We start from the raw sequence: 14,909 nt of genomic DNA, 5'->3' as shown, positions 1-14,909 counted from the left end.
AAGGGGGAGGCAAAAAAGAGTCAGGGCAGGGGGAGGGGAAGATGAAGAAACCAGCCAGCACTGCTCCCTGTCAGATAACAGGAAGCAATGTCCGGCCGGGTTCAGTCAGCGGATTATTCGCACAGCTCGTTCCAGTAACTGAAGCGGATATGCCGTTTCAGTGTGAAAAAAAAAGCCGGTTGCATACTGTCCTCCTCGGTTAACGGTGGGCACTGTCACGACGTGGACGAACCGCCACATCGGTAATCTGCGTATCCTCAGTAGCATTCACCACCAGTCGCACTGCGGCAGCCACTGATTCTGGCGTGCTGTAGGCGAGTGGGTCGATGGCAGCGAAGTCGCCGGCACGTTCGCGGCTGGTGCGATTCATCGGGGTATCCGTTGGGCCCGGAGAAACCGTTGAGACCCGAACGCCGTATTGACTCTCTTCCGTGCGCAGCGCATGAGCCAGCGCATTGAGAGCAAATTTACTGGCGGAATAGACGGCATGTCCGGCAAGTGCCAGCGTGCCTGAACCGGAATTAATGAAGATAACCTGGCCCTGCTGCTGACGCAGGGCAGGTAATGCCAGGCGTGTCAGCTCGGCTGGCGCAAAAAGGTTGATGGCGAACTGTTTCTGCCACAATGCAGGGGTTGCCTGTTCAACGGTGAGCCGTTCGGAAATCGCGGCTGAGTGTATCAGGACATCCAGCGCAGGTAGACGAGAGACAAATTTCAGGACTGCATCATTATCCAGCAAATCCAGACTGACCGCTTCCACGTGTTCATACTGTTCCAGTGCGGCCAGTGCAGAGGCTGAACGGCCAACCGCATACACCAGATGACTCACCGCCAGTTCTCTGACTATCGCCAGCCCTATACCACTGGTGCCGCCAGTCACGACAGCAACAGGACGCTGAAGGGGTTGATTCACAGGTTTCTCCTCTTGATGGAATCCTCCGACGTTACCACCCATGCAAAATACAGACGAACGACATATTCTGCTTAGCATTACCAGCGGGCGGCATTACTCCTGGTAGCCATTAATGAGGAAAGGCGGCCAGCAGGGCATCAATGGCGTAGCGCAGTCGCTGTGGCATCGCCGGCGTTTTCAGCCATACCGCATAGATCGGCAGGCTGCTGCCCCGGCTCTGCGGCAGGATCTCAACCAGCCGCCCGTCGCGTATATCGTCATTCACCAGCCAGTGCGGCAATTGGGCAATACCCTGTCCTGCTTTACAGGCAGCATACACGGCACTCATGGTACTGAGACGCAGCCGTTCAGCGGGCGGCCAGTGCAGTAGTTCATCTTGCTGATTCTTCAGTAACCACGGCTGAGAACGCTCCTGTTCGAGTAGCGTCAGGTGCGGGTAAGCGCTGAGGTCATCCAGATTGTTTATCTGCAGAACCTTACCTACCAGAGCCGGAGAGGCGCACAGTAGCAACGGCTGTGACCCCAGATGACGCGCCGTCAAATCGGCATGCCGGCCCGGATCGCCAATACGGATCGCCAGGTCGACGCCTTCAGCCGCGAGGTCAATACGTTGGGTGGAGAACTGCATATCGAGTGCCAGTGCATTCCAGCGCTGTGTCAGCGGCATTAACACCGGTAGCACCCATTTCTCACCAAACAGGGGAGGGGCACTGACCCGCAGTCGCCCGGCAGGTTCACGGGCGTGCTGCGCCAGGCGGTTCTCTGCCGCATCCAGGCTGGCCAGAATCTGCAGACAGTCCTCATAAAAACGCTGACCTTCGCTGGTGAGGGAAAGTGAACGCGTAGTGCGCTGAAACAGCTTTACCTGCAAGCGGGATTCCAGCCGCGCGACGGCCTTACCGACGGTGGAACGGGACTGGCCAAGCTGTTCAGCCGCCAGGCTGAAGCCACCCGCCTGGGCGGCCTGAACGAAGGCACGGATACTGTTAAGTCTGTCGCTGTTAATCATACGCACACCTGACTGGCGATATTAATTCGTCAGTATGGCGAAATAATCGCGTAAATGAAGACATTAAATCGTGTCACGCTGGTGGCATTCTGATTTGAGGCATCTTTTGCTATGACAAACCCGTCACAGTTGTTCCGTTTACAGGCCGGTATCTGCCTGGCCAGTTTTCTCGGTTGCATTGATTTCACCATCGTCAACACCGCGCTGCCTGCGCTGCAGCGGCAGTTTTCCGTGGGTGTGGATGCAGTCCAGTGGGCGATGACCCTGTTTGTCATGGCGCTCTGTTGCTGCATGGTTCTCACCGCCCGCCTCGCCGAGCATTTCGGACAGCGGCAGGTGCTGTATACCGGCATAATCGGATTTGGTCTGGCGTCGCTGGGTGCCGGACTGTCATCCGATCTGGCGATACTTAATCTCTTTCGTCTGTTGCAGGGGGCAGGCTGTGCCGTGCTGTATACCGCGACAGCCGCGATCCTGGTGGAGGTGATGCCGGCATCACAGCGGGGCAGGGCGCTGGGACTGCTGTTTGCGGCCAACGGCGTGGGCCTCGCGCTGGGGCCGGTGGCAGGAGGGCTGCTGGTCAGTCAGTTTGGCTGGCGTTCCATCTTTCTGTTGAATGTGCCCTTTATTCTGCTCAGCTTTGCGCTTTGCGTCGGCAATATCCCGGGGCATTCCGTGCGTCGTCACCTGCGGCTGGATTACCCCGGCTGGTTGCTGATGGTAAGTGGACTGGTGCCGTTGCTGCTCTGGGCAAGTTTTGTCGCGCGCTGGGGCTGGCTGAGTCTGCCTTCACTGGTGACGCTGGGCATCGCCATCCTGTTGCTGGCCGCTTTTGTGCGGGTGGAACGGCGCACGCAACAGCCGCTGATCGATTTCAGCGTGCTGCGGGAGAAGACATTTCGCCGGGCTTGTGGATTATCCGTATTGCTGGCGATTTTTTACTGTGTGGCATTTATGTTGATGCCATTCAGGCTGATTGAGCTTTATGCATTAAATGACGCGCAGCTTGGTCTGATGCTGTTGCCAGTTACGCTGGTGATGGCGCTGGTTTCTCCGCTGGCAGGCAGGCTGGGCGATCGCCTCGGGCCCTGGCCGATTATGGCAAGCGGATTCACGCTGCTGGCGGCATCCGCACTGTTGCAGAGCACTTTCAGCAGCACGCAGTCGGTGTATTGGGTGATAACGGCTTTTGTTCTGATGGGCATGGGATGGGGCGCGATCCTTGGGCCTTCTGTTGCCGCTGCGCTGGGCGCATTGCCTCCGTCACAGCACGGGCAGGGGATCGGGATCTCATGGACGCTGCATAACCTGGGGGGGGCGCTGGGCCTCGCAGTGGCGACGCGTCTGTATCAGGCGGGCGGGGCGGTTCAGGGCTATCAATGGGTCATGTGGCTGCTGGCGGTACTGTCTGTGATGGGGATGATAACGGCGGCAATCTCAATACGCCGCGCCAGCCCTGCATCCGCTGGCGCGGGGGGATAGTTAACCCGTGACGGTTTTTGCCGCAAAACGCTTACGCAGTTTTTGTAGCTTAGGTGGGATCACCGCCAGGCAGTAACGATTTTCCTGGCCTTCACCTGCCCAGTAATCCTGGTGATAGTCTTCGGCCGGATACCAGGTGGCATCGGCTTCGATGGTGGTTACCACCGGATCAGTGTGCTCAGCCTGCGCACGAGCGATGGCCGCTTTGGCTTCTTCTGCCTGGCTGACGCTGTTCGGGAAAATAGCCGAACGGTACTGGGTACCTATATCGTTGCCCTGGCGGTTCAACTGAGTGGGATCGTGCGTGGCGAAGCTGATATCCAGCAGGTCGCCATAGCTGACTTTTTCCGGGTCAAAGGCAATGCGGATCGCTTCCGCATGTCCGGTATCGCCATTGCAGACCAGTTTATATGTCGGATTCTCGGTATGACCGCCAATGTAACCGCTCTCCAGTGACTCCACGCCGTTAATCTGTTTAAACACCGCTTCGGTACACCAGAAGCAGCCTCCGGCGAGGGTTGCGTATTCTGTCGCCATCTGTCACTCCTTCAGGAACATTCCTGCTGTTGGGCTGTTGATATAAGAATCACCTTAGCGTGTTACCTCGCAAGGTCAATGCGTTTTTCGCTCAGGCCGCACAGTCGCTGATATCGCGATCAACCCAGGTCATCCCCCAAGGGGTAGAAACAGGATGTTATGAAAAAGATACTGTTCATAACGTTTTTCCTTAGTTTATTTTGGAATGTCCTATAACCGTTGGTTATTGGCTGGCGGCGTTCTAAGCGAAGAAAATAACACTAACTTATAACGTATTGATTTATGTCAATACCTTATTAAAAAAGGTGTCTTTTGAACATGTCGCTTACCCCGCTGCTGGCGCAGACCATTTTCAGCCTCCATCCTGGCGAACCTGAACGTAGCAATGCCCGTGACGGGGTAACGGATTATTTCGCCTGTCTGTTTCCTGTACTGCATGGCAGCGTTATCGACAGCGGACTGGATGCGATCTTCCGCGTTTACCCGGCTGAGCATTCCGTCGAGAATCTTGCCTTACAGCTCGGCTATATGAGCCACTCGCTGGATTTCGATGATTATCATGCGAACTTTCGCGGTCATCCCACCACGGTCGTGCTCTCCACGCTGCTGGCACTGAGCAAAGAGAGAGGAACGGTCAGCGCAGACGGGTTCCTCGATGCCTATATTGTCGGCGTTGAGCTGGCTGGCCGCCTGGGAAAAGCCATCGGTACGCGTCACTATTCCGCAGGATTCCACAGCACCGCCACCCTGGGCACGATTGCCGCTGCGGGAGCTGCCTGCCGTCTGCTGGCGCTCAGCCAGGAAGAAACCCAGGTTGCCCTCGGTCTGGCGGCAACGCAGGCATCGGGGCTGCGCAGCCAGTTCGGTTCAGCCGCCAAACCCCTGCACGCCGGGCTGGCCGCACGCAGTGCCGTTAACAGCGCACTGCTGGCGCAGGCCGGGTTCCGTGCGCAGAGCAACGGTGTACTGGAAAGCTTCCTGCAGGCGCTGGGTTTTGGTGTGGAACAACCGCAGGCCTTGCTCAGCGGCTGGGGTCAGCCGTGGCGCATCGTGGAACCGGGTCTGGAGTTTAAACGTTATCCGACCTGCGGCGGCACTCACAGCGCCGCCGAAGCAGCGTTTGTCCTGCGCGAACAGCGGCTTGCTGCCGGGCAGGACGCCAGCCCGGACGACATCGAACGTATTGAGGTCAGTTTCCCGCCAGGCGCAGATACAGCCCCCAATATTATTGCGCCAAAAAACGGCGTGGAAGCGCGCTTCAGTCTTGAATACGTCATCGCCGATGCATTGATTAACGGCAGCGTAGCGCTGGAACACTACAGCGAAGCCCCGGTGAAATCGGCTATCGCGGCACTGGCCGCGCGGGTGACACGTCAGCCAGACCTGACGGCACCGGCCGATGAACTGGACCCGGATCGGCGTTTTCACCGCGTCACGCTGTGGTTGCGCGATGGTAGTACCCTGAGCCACTGCGTCACCCGTCGCACCACTGCCGCCGCTTATACCGATGTGCAGGCCAAATTACAGCGCAGTCTTGCCGCACTGCCTGCACCCCAGGCGCAGAGCATCATTAACGATGCCCGTCTGCAGGATGCTGCTGCATTACACCGTCTTATTTTTCTGATTAGCCAATAACGAAAAGGATCTCCCATGTCTGTGCAAAAAACGTCGTCACGTCAGCTGCGCCTTGGTCTGTTTGTTCAGGCGCTGGGCCACCATGTGGGCGGCTGGCGTGCGGAAGGTGCCAGCGGTTCACCCACTGATGTTGACTGGTTTACCTGGATCGCCAAAAAGGGTGAAGAGGGTAAGTTTGATATGTTCTTCGTCGGCGATGCGCTGGCCACCAGCGTACATCGTCTGCCGTCTACCATGTCCCGTCTGGAACCTCTGACGCTGCTTTCTGCGCTGGCCGTGCAGACGCAACACATTGGCCTGGCAGCCACGGCTTCAACCACTTTTGACCAGCCGTTTCACCTCGCGCGTGCGCTCTCCTCGGTGGATCACATCAGCCGGGGTCGCGGCGCGTGGAACGTGGTGACCTCGTTTTCTATTGATGCTGCGCGTAACTTCAGCCGTGAAGATCTGCCATCCCATGCGGAACGCTATGATATGGCACGCGAATTTCTCGATGTCACTTTCAAGCTGTGGAACGGCTGGGAAGAGGGCGCTATCGTGCGTGAAAAAGAGAGCGGCCGTTACTCCGACGAAGCGAAAATCCATGCCGCTAATCACAACGGCAAGTACTTCCAGGTGCAGGGACCGCTGAATATTGCCCGTTCGCCGCAGGGGCGCCCGGTGATCATTGAGGCCGGTTCTTCCCCGGCAGGCCAGAAGCTGGCCGCGGAAACCGCCGAAGTGGTGTTTACTGCCGCCGCCTCGCTGGAAGAGGGCCAGGCTTTTTACCGCAGCCAGAAACAGTTTGTACGTGAGGCCGGGCGTCATCCTGACCATCTGCTGATCCTGCCGGGCGTGATGCCGATTGTGGGTCGTACCCGCGCAGAAGCGCAGGAAACCTGGAACCAGCTGAATGAGCTGGTCGACATCGATAACGGTATTGAGCAACTGTCAGCGCGCTTTGGTGTGGATATGATCGCTTACCCGCTGGACGGCCCGGTACCGGAAATTGGCGGTACGGAAGGGGGGCAGAGCCGTGTGAAGCTGCTGACTGAGCTGGCCGCACGCGAGAACCTGACTCTGCGCCAGCTGGCTGCCGTGGCCGCGGGCTCCCGTGGACACCGCGTGATCGTCGGAACGGCGCAGGATATCGCCGATGATTTCCAGCTGTGGCTGGAGCAGGAAGGGGCCGATGGCTTCAACATTATGCCTGCCGTGCTGCCAAACCAGCTGGAACTGTTTGTTGAGCTGGTGGTGCCTGAGTTACAGCGCCGTGGCCTGTTCCGTACCGAATACCAGTACCGCACCCTGCGTGAAAACCTCGGGTTGCCGCCGTTTGATGAAAATTTTGCCGCCGTCCCCGCGCTGGCGACTGAGAAGGAATAACTGATGAAACTTTCTGCCCTGACCGCTGCTCTGCTGGCCCTGGCGCCGCTCACTTCTGCACTGGCGGCTGACCAGGACGTGGCGTTTACCGCCAGCGTCAAACCGAAGGCTGATGCAACGTTACATGCCCAGCTGCCGGAAGATATCCTGAAAAAAGGGTATATCGTGGCGGGTACCAACCCGAATACGCCGCCCACCACCTTCTACCAGGCGGATAACAAGACCCTCGCGGGGCGCGAAATTGATATCGTCAGTGCGGTGGCCGATCGCTTGGGGATTGCCGTGCACTGGCGTGATACCGGCGGGTTCGACAATATCATTCCGGGTCTGAAATCCGGCCGTTACGATCTGGCCGCCTCGAATATTGATGCCAACAAAAAGCGTCTGCAGCAGGTGGATTTTGTCGGTTATTACAATGCATCGAAGCTGGCGCTGATCTCGCGTAAAGACGCTGAACTGGGGCCGTTCAACACCTTCGCTGAACTGTGCGGTAAAACCGTTGGCGCAGGGGCGGGCACTTCTCAGATCACCCGCCTGCAAACCGCCAGCGATGCCTGCATCGCCGATAAAAAACCAGCCATCACCATTCCTGTCTTCCCTGACCGTCCGGCTGGCGTACAGGCAGTGATGAGTGGCCGTGTACCGATGTTCTTCGGGCCGTATGAAGGCCTGCGCTATCAGGCCAGCCAGGTGAAAGCACTGGCGCTGGCGGGTGAGATCACTATCGAAGACACCATTGTGTCGATGGCGTTGCCGAAAGGCTCACCGCTGGAGAAGCCAATTCAGGCGGCGCTGAACTCGCTGATCAAAGATGGTACTTACCAGCAGATCCTCGATAAATGGGAAATCGGCTTCGGTGCGGTAAAAGCCGCCGGTCTGAATGAAGAGATCGCGAAATGAGTCAGCGGCCTGACGACCCCGGCGCCGGGCTGCGTATTGTCGGGCATCGTCATTACGGGCGCTGGTTCAGCGCGCTGATCGTGCTGCTGCTGGTGGCGCTGATGGGCTCGTCTGTGGTCAGCAACCCGCGTTTTGAATGGGACGTGGTGGCGCAGAACCTGACGGAAGCGTCGATCCTCAATGGCGTGCTGATGACCCTCAAACTGACGGTGATCTCCGTGCTGTTCGGGTTTGCCGGGGGCACGCTGCTGGCGCTGATGCGTCTGTCAGCCAACCCGGTGCTGGTGGGTGTCAGCTGGGCGTATACCTGGTTTTTCCGCGCAGTACCGATGCTGGTGCAGCTGTTCCTCTGGTACAACATTGCCGCGCTCTATCCGAAGCTGACGCTCTCTCTGCCATATCTGGGCACGCTGTGGAGCGCCAGCACCAACGAAGTCATCAGCCCGTTCAGTGCGGCGGTGATTGCGCTGGTGATGCACCAGTCTGCTTATGCGGCTGAAATCATCCGCGCCGGTATCCAGAGTGTGAATCCCGGCCAGCTGGAAGCCGCCAAAGCGCTGGGCTACCGCCCTGGTCAGATTTTTCGTCAGACCGTGTTGCCGCAGGCGATGCGCACTATTCTGCCCCCGGCGGGTAATGAGGTGATCGGTCAGTTGAAAACCACCGCTGTGGTATCGGTGATTGCGCTGCAGGATGTGCTCTATTCGGCACAGATTATCTATCAGCGCACCTATGAAGTGATCCCGCTGCTGCTGGTGGCGACCGGCTGGTATCTGCTAATGACTTCGGTGCTGTCGGTGGGGCAGCATTATGTGGAAGTGTGGTTCAGCCGGGGGAATGCGCCGGTGAAAAAACGCTGGTTCCGCAAAGCCGTTGAACAACAGGAGGCGCAGTCATGAGTGAACCGATCCGCCTGCGCGGCATTCACAAGCAGTTCTCCGGGAAAACGGTGCTGCGGGATATCAATATGGATATTGCAGCCGGATCGGTGACGGTGATCCTCGGGCCGTCCGGCTCGGGTAAATCAACACTGCTGCGCTGTATTAACCATCTGGAGAAGCTGGATGCCGGGACCATTCACGTCGGTGAGTCGCTGGTGGGCTACCGTCGCCGGGGGCAGCATCTGGTGGAGTTGCCTGAAAAGCTCGTTGCCGTGCAGCGCCAGCGCATTGGTATGGTGTTCCAGCAGTTCAATCTGTTTCCGCACCGCACCGTGCTGCAAAATATCAGCGATGCCCCGTTGCGTATCCGTCGCGAAAAACGGCCAGTGGTGGAAGCGCGTGCGCTGAAGCTGCTGGAACAGGTCGGGCTGGCGCACCGTGCACAGGCCTGGCCACGCGAGTTATCCGGTGGTCAACAGCAGCGTGTGGCGATAGCCCGCGCGCTGGCGATGGAACCGGAAGTGATGCTGTTTGATGAACCGACCTCGGCGCTGGACCCGGAGCTGGTCGGCGAGGTATTGCAGGTGATGAAACAGCTGGCGCATTCCGGTATCACGATGGTGGTGGTGACCCATGAAATCGGCTTTGCCCGCGAGGTGGCCGACAATATCGTGTTTATGGATAACGGCCAGGTGGTGGAAAGCGGTGATGCCCGCGCGTTGCTGGATAACCCCCAGCATCCGCGCCTGCGCGAGTTCCTGGCCAGCGTGTTGTAATGTCATTCTGCCTCCTCCCGGAGGCAGAAGTTTTGCCTGTGTTACCTAACTTAACAACCCCACCGCGACATTCACTGACAGCCCCAGAATAGCCAGATTAAAGACAAACGAGATCACCGACTGGAGCAGGGCAATCTGGCGCATGTCGGTGGTGCCCGTTGCCACATCGGCGGTTTGCGAGGCGACGGCCAGGGTGAAAGAGAAATAGAGAAAATCCCAGTATCCCGGTTCGTCGGGCTTTTCCGGGAAGATCATCGGCGTGACGTCCGGCGTGCGGTGCAGATAGTGGTGATGGGCGTAATGCATTGCAAAGGCGCTGGGAAGCAGCGCCCAGGAGAGGATCAGCGTGCTGGCCGTCAGCAGCATATGGAGTGCACGCGGTGTTCCGCTGAGATCTTTCAGCGACGTCAGCTCCATCAGAATCGCCATGATGCTGATCAGACAGGCGAGCGTGACCAGACTCAGTACCAGCGTGGCACTTTCATCCTGGGTTCTGGCGATATGTGGAATATTTTTCGGCGCAGTGCGCAGCATCAGACTCCACAGGAAAAACAGATACAGCAAGGCCAGAACATTCCAGCCGATCAGCAGTCGTTGCAGGATGCCCAGTGAAGCCGGTAAGGCGACGAAACAGACCAGCCCGGCCACAATGGCTATCAGTAACCGGAGACGGGCGTGGAGGTAATGACGCAGGGAAAGGCGCATGGTGTCAGCTGTTTTCCAGACGAGAGGGTAACTGTAACTGTAACTGTAACTGATAACGGCCTTGAGAGCCGTTCTTATCAGAACTGGAATCAGGTCCTGAACAACGGGGCTTTCGACATGACAAAAAAACAGCACATTATCCAATGACCAAAACTCAAATCTGTCGCGCTGTTGCCCTTTCAACCGCGATTGAAACAGGTGTGTCCGTGCAAAAAATCGAACAGCAGCTCAAACTCAGCCTGGCCCAGGCGAAAGCCGTTGGCCTGGTGCTCAATGCCACGGATGACGACTAAAAGATCCCCTCGGATTATCGCCTTTCTGCAGTTTCGCACGCCCCTTGACTGTTCATTCCAGTGGTAACGCCATGTCGGTGAGGACGTGAAGTCCACGGGTTCATCAGGCGACTCCAGCCGGAAAAATATCTCTGCTTTCGTGGTTTTATCCGCCACTACCTCACCCTTCTTATTTCATTTAGCTATAAGCCATGTCATTTCAATCGTTTCCAATAAATCCCGGCCTGATTACTATCGTTTGGCAATTAGTGCTACCAATAATGTACGCATAATAATCAGTTTAATTAATCAGCGTTTTTCGCTGGTACGACGGCAGAAAACAGGCATCAGATGATAGTTTTGCGCAACGTTTCAAAAATATTTAACGCCAAATCAGGCCCGGTGACCGCCGTTAATGATGTCAGCCTGCAGGTTGAACAGGGGCAGATTTACGGCATTATCGGCTACAGCGGGGCAGGAAAAAGTACCCTGATCCGTTTGCTTAACGGGCTGGAAAAACCGACTTCCGGCAGCGTGATTATCGCCGGGCAGGACATCGCGCTGGCCAGCGGTGAAGCCCTGCGTCAGGCCCGTCTGAAAATCAGCATGGTTTTCCAGCACTTCAACCTGCTGTGGTCACGCACCGTTAGCGAAAATATCGCCTTCTCCCTGCAAATTGCCGGGGCACCAAAAGCGGTGATCCAGCGCCGGGTGCAGGAACTGATCGCGCTGGTGGGGCTGACCGGTAAAGAGCAGGTTTATCCTGCGCAGCTCAGTGGCGGGCAGAAACAGCGTGTGGGTATTGCTCGTGCGCTGGCCAACAGCCCGGATGTGCTGCTGTGTGATGAAGCAACCTCTGCGCTCGATCCGCAAACTACCGATGCCATTCTCGATCTGCTGCTGGATATTAACCGTCAGTTGAAACTGACCATCGTACTGATCACCCATGAAATGCACGTGGTGCGCAAAATCTGTCACCACGTCGCAGTGATGGAAGACGGTAAAATCGTTGAAGAAGGTGAAGTGCTGTCGGTGTTTACCCATCCCCGGCAGCCGATTACCCGCATGTTTGTTAAGCAGACGGCGGAATACAGCAGTGCAGATACCCCGTTTAACCCGGAACTGATCAATGCGGCTGAGGGGGCGGTGCTCAGACTGACGTTTGTCGGCGCAAGCACCCGCCAGCCGATTGTCGGTGAGCTGACGCTGAAGTACGCCTTACCCTTCAATATTCTGCATGGAAAAATGACCCAGACCACTCACGGTACCTTTGGCGAACTCTGGTTGCAGGTCCCTGCTACGCCTGCCCAGCTGTCGAACATTCTCGACGATTTACATACTTATGCCATTACTACCGAGGTCGTCAGCCATGTTTGAGAATCTGTTCCCGCATTTGAAACTGGATCAGCTCTGGGCCGCCACCGGTGAGACGCTGTATATGACCGCGCTGTCCGGCGTGGCGACCTTTGTGTTCGGTATTGTGCTCGGCCTGGCGCTGTTCCTGACCGCCCGTGGCGGACTGTTCCAGAACCGCGCGATTTATTCGGTGATCTCGGTTCTGGTCAACGTGTTCCGCTCCATTCCGTTCATCATTTTAATCGTGTTGTTGATTCCGTTTACCAAAACGCTGATCGGCACCATTCTCGGCGCGGATGCCGCGCTGCCTGCCCTGATCGTTGGCGCGGCGCCGTTCTATGCGCGCCTGGTGGAAATTGGCCTGCGTGAGGTGGACAAAGGCGTGATTGAAGCCTCGCGTTCGATGGGCGCACGTCTCAGTACCCTGATCTTCCGCGTGCTGCTGCCGGAATCCTCTCCGGCACTGGTATCCGGTATCACGGTCACTCTCATTGCGCTGGTGAGCTACAGCGCGATGGCTGGCGTGATTGGTGCGGGTGGACTCGGTAATCTGGCGTATCTGGAAGGTTTTCAACGTAACCACGGCGATGTGACGCTGGTGGCGACGGCAATGATTCTGGTGATTGTCTTTATCATCCAGTTCTTAGGTGATGTGCTCACGGCACGGCTCGACAAACGTTAACTTTTTAGGAAAAACAAAATGAAAAAAACACTGACGCTGCTGGCTGCGGCCACTCTGGGCGCACTGAGTCTGAGTGCCTGGGCCGATACGCTGACCGTTGGCGCATCAAACGTCCCGCACGCTGAGATCCTTGAGCAGGCGAAACCGATTCTGGCGAAGCAGGGCATTGATCTGGAAATCAAACCATTCCAGGACTACATTCTGCCGAACACTGCGCTGGCCAGCCGGGATATCGATGCTAACTATTTCCAGCATATCCCTTACCTGAACAGCGTGCTGAAAGATCACGCCGGGGATAAAACTTACGATTTCGTCAGCGCTGGCGCTATCCACATTGAGCCAATTGGCATTTACTCGAAGAAGTACAAATCGCTGAAAGATCTGCCGCAGAACGGCAAAGTTATCATGCGTGATGCGGTGGCTGAAGAAGGCCGTATCCTGTCTATCTTCGAGAAAGCCGGTGTGATCAAACTGAAACCGGGCGTCAGTAAAATTGATGCGCGTATCAGTGATATCGTGGAAAACCCGAAACACCTGAAGTTCCTCGCCAATGTTGAAGGCGCACTGCTGCCGCAGATGTACAACAATGATGAAGGTGATGCGGTGGTGATCAACGCCAACTATGCGATTGATGCGGGTCTTGACCCGGTGAAAGGCCCGATTGCCGTTGAAAGCGGTGAGAATAACCCATATGCGAACATCATTACTGTGCACCGTGGTGATGAGAACAAGCCGGATGTGAAAGCGCTGGTGACCGTGCTGCATTCGAAAGCGATTCAGGACTGGATCCGTACCAAATACAAAGGCGCGGTGATCCCGGTTAACAACTGATATTGACAGAAGGCCGGGCAACCGGCCTTTTTTCCCTCTGACTATTCCCTGCTAAGCTTATATTTTTTAAGCATTCGTTTCCTCATTTCTGCAACGTTACACTGCCCGGATGTCAATATTTACCCGGGGCGACGATGATATCGGTTAGCGGATTAAACAAAACCTTTCAGCACTATCATGCACTTAATGATATTCATTTTACCGTTGAACGGGGTGAGGTGATTTCGATTATCGGTCCTTCCGGTTCCGGCAAATCCACCCTGTTACGCAGCCTTAATCTGCTGGTGAAACCCGACAGCGGGCAACTGACGATTGGCGATATGTCCGTTGATTCCCGTCGGCTCAGCCGCAGTGATACCCGCCTTTTTCGCCGGCAGAGCGCGATGGTGTTCCAGCATTACAACCTGTTCCGTAATAAAACGGCGTTAGAGAACATCACTGAAGTGCTGATCTACGGGCTCGGCTATTCGCGTGCGGATGCCGCAGAGCGTGGAATGGCACTGCTGACCAGCGTGGGGCTGGCGCACAAGGCCGCTGCTTATCCCGCAACGCTGTCCGGCGGTCAGCAGCAGCGGGTGGGCATTGCCCGTGCGCTGAGTCTGGAACCCGAAGTCTTACTGCTGGATGAACCCACCTCTTCGCTCGACCCGGAGTTACGCCGCGATATTCTTAACCTGATTGCTGCGCTGGCTGAACGGGATTTTACTATGCTGATTGTCACCCACGAGATGCATTTCGCCCGCGATATTTCCAGCCGCCTGTTCTTTATGGATCAGGGCCGGATTATTGAACAGGGCCCACCCGCCGAGCTGTTCGACATCACTACCGGCGGTCGCGCCCGGCATTTTCTTCATGATGTTGCCTGAACGCGACAGGGAGGTTATCGATGCATTTTGATGTGGCTTACATGCTGGGCATTATCCCCCAGATCCTTCAGTACCTGCCGGTCACACTGACCATTTCGCTGCTTTCCATTGTGCTGGCCACCGTGCTGGGGCTGGGCGTGGCCTTGCTGTTGCGGGCAGCACGCCCGCTGGCGGCCTTTGCTCATGTGTATATCTCTTTCTTTCGCGGTACGCCGGTGCTGGTGCAACTGCTGATGATCTACTTTGGCTTGCCGCAGGTGTTTCCGTTAATGAACAACCTCGATGCTATTCACGCGGTGATCCTCGGCCTGAGCCTCAACAGTGCGGCCTATCTGGCGGAAGTGTTCCGAGCGGCAATTGATTCAGTGGACGAAGGACAGTGGGAAGCCTCACTGGCCTCCGGGCTGGGTCACATCCAGGCGGCGCGGCGTATTGTGCTGCCCCAGGCATGCCGCAATGCTATCCCCGGTGCGGGCAATATCTGGATTGGCCTGATCAAAAACTCCTCGCTGGCGTTCACACTGGGTGTCAGTGAGCTGCTGGCGGGGGGGAAGTTAATCGCTACAGAGTCACTGAAGTTTTTTGAAGCCTACTTCGCGGTGGGCCTGGTGTACTGGGCACTGACCATTGTGCTGAGTGCACTCCAGCGACAGCTGGAACGCTATATCGGCAAACCTTATAAAGTCTGATTAATCGGGA

16 protein-coding genes are annotated in these 14,909 nt (G+C 56.8%); 12 read left to right on the top strand and 4 right to left on the bottom strand.

All coding sequences use genetic code 11. From position 1 onward, the window contains the following. Window positions 1-199 precede the first annotated feature (199 nt). Complete coding sequence (locus LJN55_RS23625; protein WP_227536508.1) at window positions 200-913, bottom strand: SDR family oxidoreductase; 714 nt, start codon at window positions 911-913, stop codon at window positions 200-202. A 109-nt stretch (window positions 914-1,022) separates the two neighbouring features. Next, a complete protein-coding gene (locus tag LJN55_RS23620) occupies window positions 1,023-1,922 on the bottom strand; it encodes a LysR family transcriptional regulator (RefSeq protein ID WP_227536507.1) in 900 nt (299 codons plus the stop codon). Between the two features lie 111 nt (window positions 1,923-2,033). Here LJN55_RS23620 and LJN55_RS23615 point away from each other — a divergent pair, with 111 nt between their 5' ends. Continuing rightward, window positions 2,034-3,404 (top strand): DHA2 family efflux MFS transporter permease subunit, encoded by a 1,371-nt coding sequence (locus LJN55_RS23615; protein ID WP_133846729.1) that lies wholly within the window; start codon window positions 2,034-2,036, stop codon window positions 3,402-3,404. Here LJN55_RS23615 and msrA read toward each other — a convergent pair whose 3' ends face one another. Further along, on the bottom strand, window positions 3,405-3,941 hold the full coding sequence (msrA, locus tag LJN55_RS23610) for a peptide-methionine (S)-S-oxide reductase MsrA (protein ID WP_227536506.1): 537 nt from the start codon (window positions 3,939-3,941) through the stop codon (window positions 3,405-3,407). 318 nt (window positions 3,942-4,259) lie between these two features. Here msrA and LJN55_RS23605 point away from each other — a divergent pair, with 318 nt between their 5' ends. From LJN55_RS23605 to LJN55_RS23585, 5 genes are read left to right on the top strand one after another with little or no spacing between them, the layout of a single operon-like run. Beyond that, window positions 4,260-5,576, top strand: a complete 1,317-nt coding sequence (locus tag LJN55_RS23605; RefSeq protein ID WP_227536505.1) for an MmgE/PrpD family protein — start codon at window positions 4,260-4,262, stop codon at window positions 5,574-5,576. Between the two features lie 15 nt (window positions 5,577-5,591). After that, entirely contained in the window at window positions 5,592-6,941 is a 1,350-nt protein-coding gene (locus LJN55_RS23600) for an LLM class flavin-dependent oxidoreductase (protein ID WP_227536504.1), read from the top strand. 3 nt (window positions 6,942-6,944) lie between these two features. After that, the gene (locus LJN55_RS23595) at window positions 6,945-7,841 is read left to right on the top strand and encodes an ABC transporter substrate-binding protein (RefSeq protein WP_227536503.1); all 897 of its coding nucleotides are present in this window, start codon (window positions 6,945-6,947) and stop codon (window positions 7,839-7,841) included. Then, window positions 7,838-8,740, top strand: coding sequence for an amino acid ABC transporter permease (locus LJN55_RS23590; RefSeq protein ID WP_159338422.1), 903 nt, complete (start codon window positions 7,838-7,840; stop codon window positions 8,738-8,740). The genes LJN55_RS23595 and LJN55_RS23590 overlap by 4 nt, the downstream gene beginning before the upstream one ends. Continuing rightward, window positions 8,737-9,498, top strand: coding sequence for an amino acid ABC transporter ATP-binding protein (locus LJN55_RS23585; RefSeq protein ID WP_159338421.1), 762 nt, complete (start codon window positions 8,737-8,739; stop codon window positions 9,496-9,498). The genes LJN55_RS23590 and LJN55_RS23585 overlap by 4 nt, the downstream gene beginning before the upstream one ends. Window positions 9,499-9,543: 45 nt before the next feature. On the opposite strand, the gene LJN55_RS23580 is transcribed toward LJN55_RS23585, so the two are convergent. Further along, window positions 9,544-10,203 carry a DUF1345 domain-containing protein gene (locus LJN55_RS23580; protein ID WP_227536502.1) on the bottom strand — a complete coding sequence of 220 codons (660 nt, stop codon included), beginning with the start codon at window positions 10,201-10,203 and terminating at the stop codon, window positions 9,544-9,546. A 143-nt stretch (window positions 10,204-10,346) separates the two neighbouring features. Here LJN55_RS23580 and LJN55_RS23575 point away from each other — a divergent pair, with 143 nt between their 5' ends. From LJN55_RS23575 to LJN55_RS23550, 6 genes are all read left to right on the top strand, one after another. After that, window positions 10,347-10,496, top strand: a complete 150-nt coding sequence (locus tag LJN55_RS23575) for a hypothetical protein (RefSeq protein ID WP_227536501.1) — start codon at window positions 10,347-10,349, stop codon at window positions 10,494-10,496. A 330-nt stretch (window positions 10,497-10,826) separates the two neighbouring features. After that, complete coding sequence (locus tag LJN55_RS23570; RefSeq protein WP_159338420.1) at window positions 10,827-11,852, top strand: methionine ABC transporter ATP-binding protein; 1,026 nt, start codon at window positions 10,827-10,829, stop codon at window positions 11,850-11,852. After that, a complete protein-coding gene (locus LJN55_RS23565; protein WP_133846739.1) occupies window positions 11,845-12,513 on the top strand; it encodes a methionine ABC transporter permease in 669 nt (222 codons plus the stop codon). The genes LJN55_RS23570 and LJN55_RS23565 overlap by 8 nt, the downstream gene beginning before the upstream one ends. A gap of 18 nt (window positions 12,514-12,531) precedes the next feature. Beyond that, the gene (locus LJN55_RS23560) at window positions 12,532-13,344 is read left to right on the top strand and encodes a MetQ/NlpA family ABC transporter substrate-binding protein (RefSeq protein ID WP_133846740.1); all 813 of its coding nucleotides are present in this window, start codon (window positions 12,532-12,534) and stop codon (window positions 13,342-13,344) included. Window positions 13,345-13,478: 134 nt separating this feature from the next. Further along, entirely contained in the window at window positions 13,479-14,210 is a 732-nt protein-coding gene (locus tag LJN55_RS23555; RefSeq protein ID WP_159338419.1) for an amino acid ABC transporter ATP-binding protein, read from the top strand. A gap of 20 nt (window positions 14,211-14,230) precedes the next feature. Further along, window positions 14,231-14,899: an amino acid ABC transporter permease gene (locus LJN55_RS23550; RefSeq protein WP_133846742.1), complete on the top strand. Its 669-nt coding sequence runs from the start codon at window positions 14,231-14,233 to the stop codon at window positions 14,897-14,899. Window positions 14,900-14,909 lie beyond the last annotated feature (10 nt).

The sequence above is a fragment of the Erwinia rhapontici genome, from assembly GCF_020683125.1.
In the GTDB taxonomy this organism is placed as follows: Bacteria; Pseudomonadota; Gammaproteobacteria; order Enterobacterales; family Enterobacteriaceae; genus Erwinia; species Erwinia rhapontici.
Note: the sequence above shows the minus strand (reverse complement) of the source record. Positions and strands in the feature narration are given on the sequence as shown.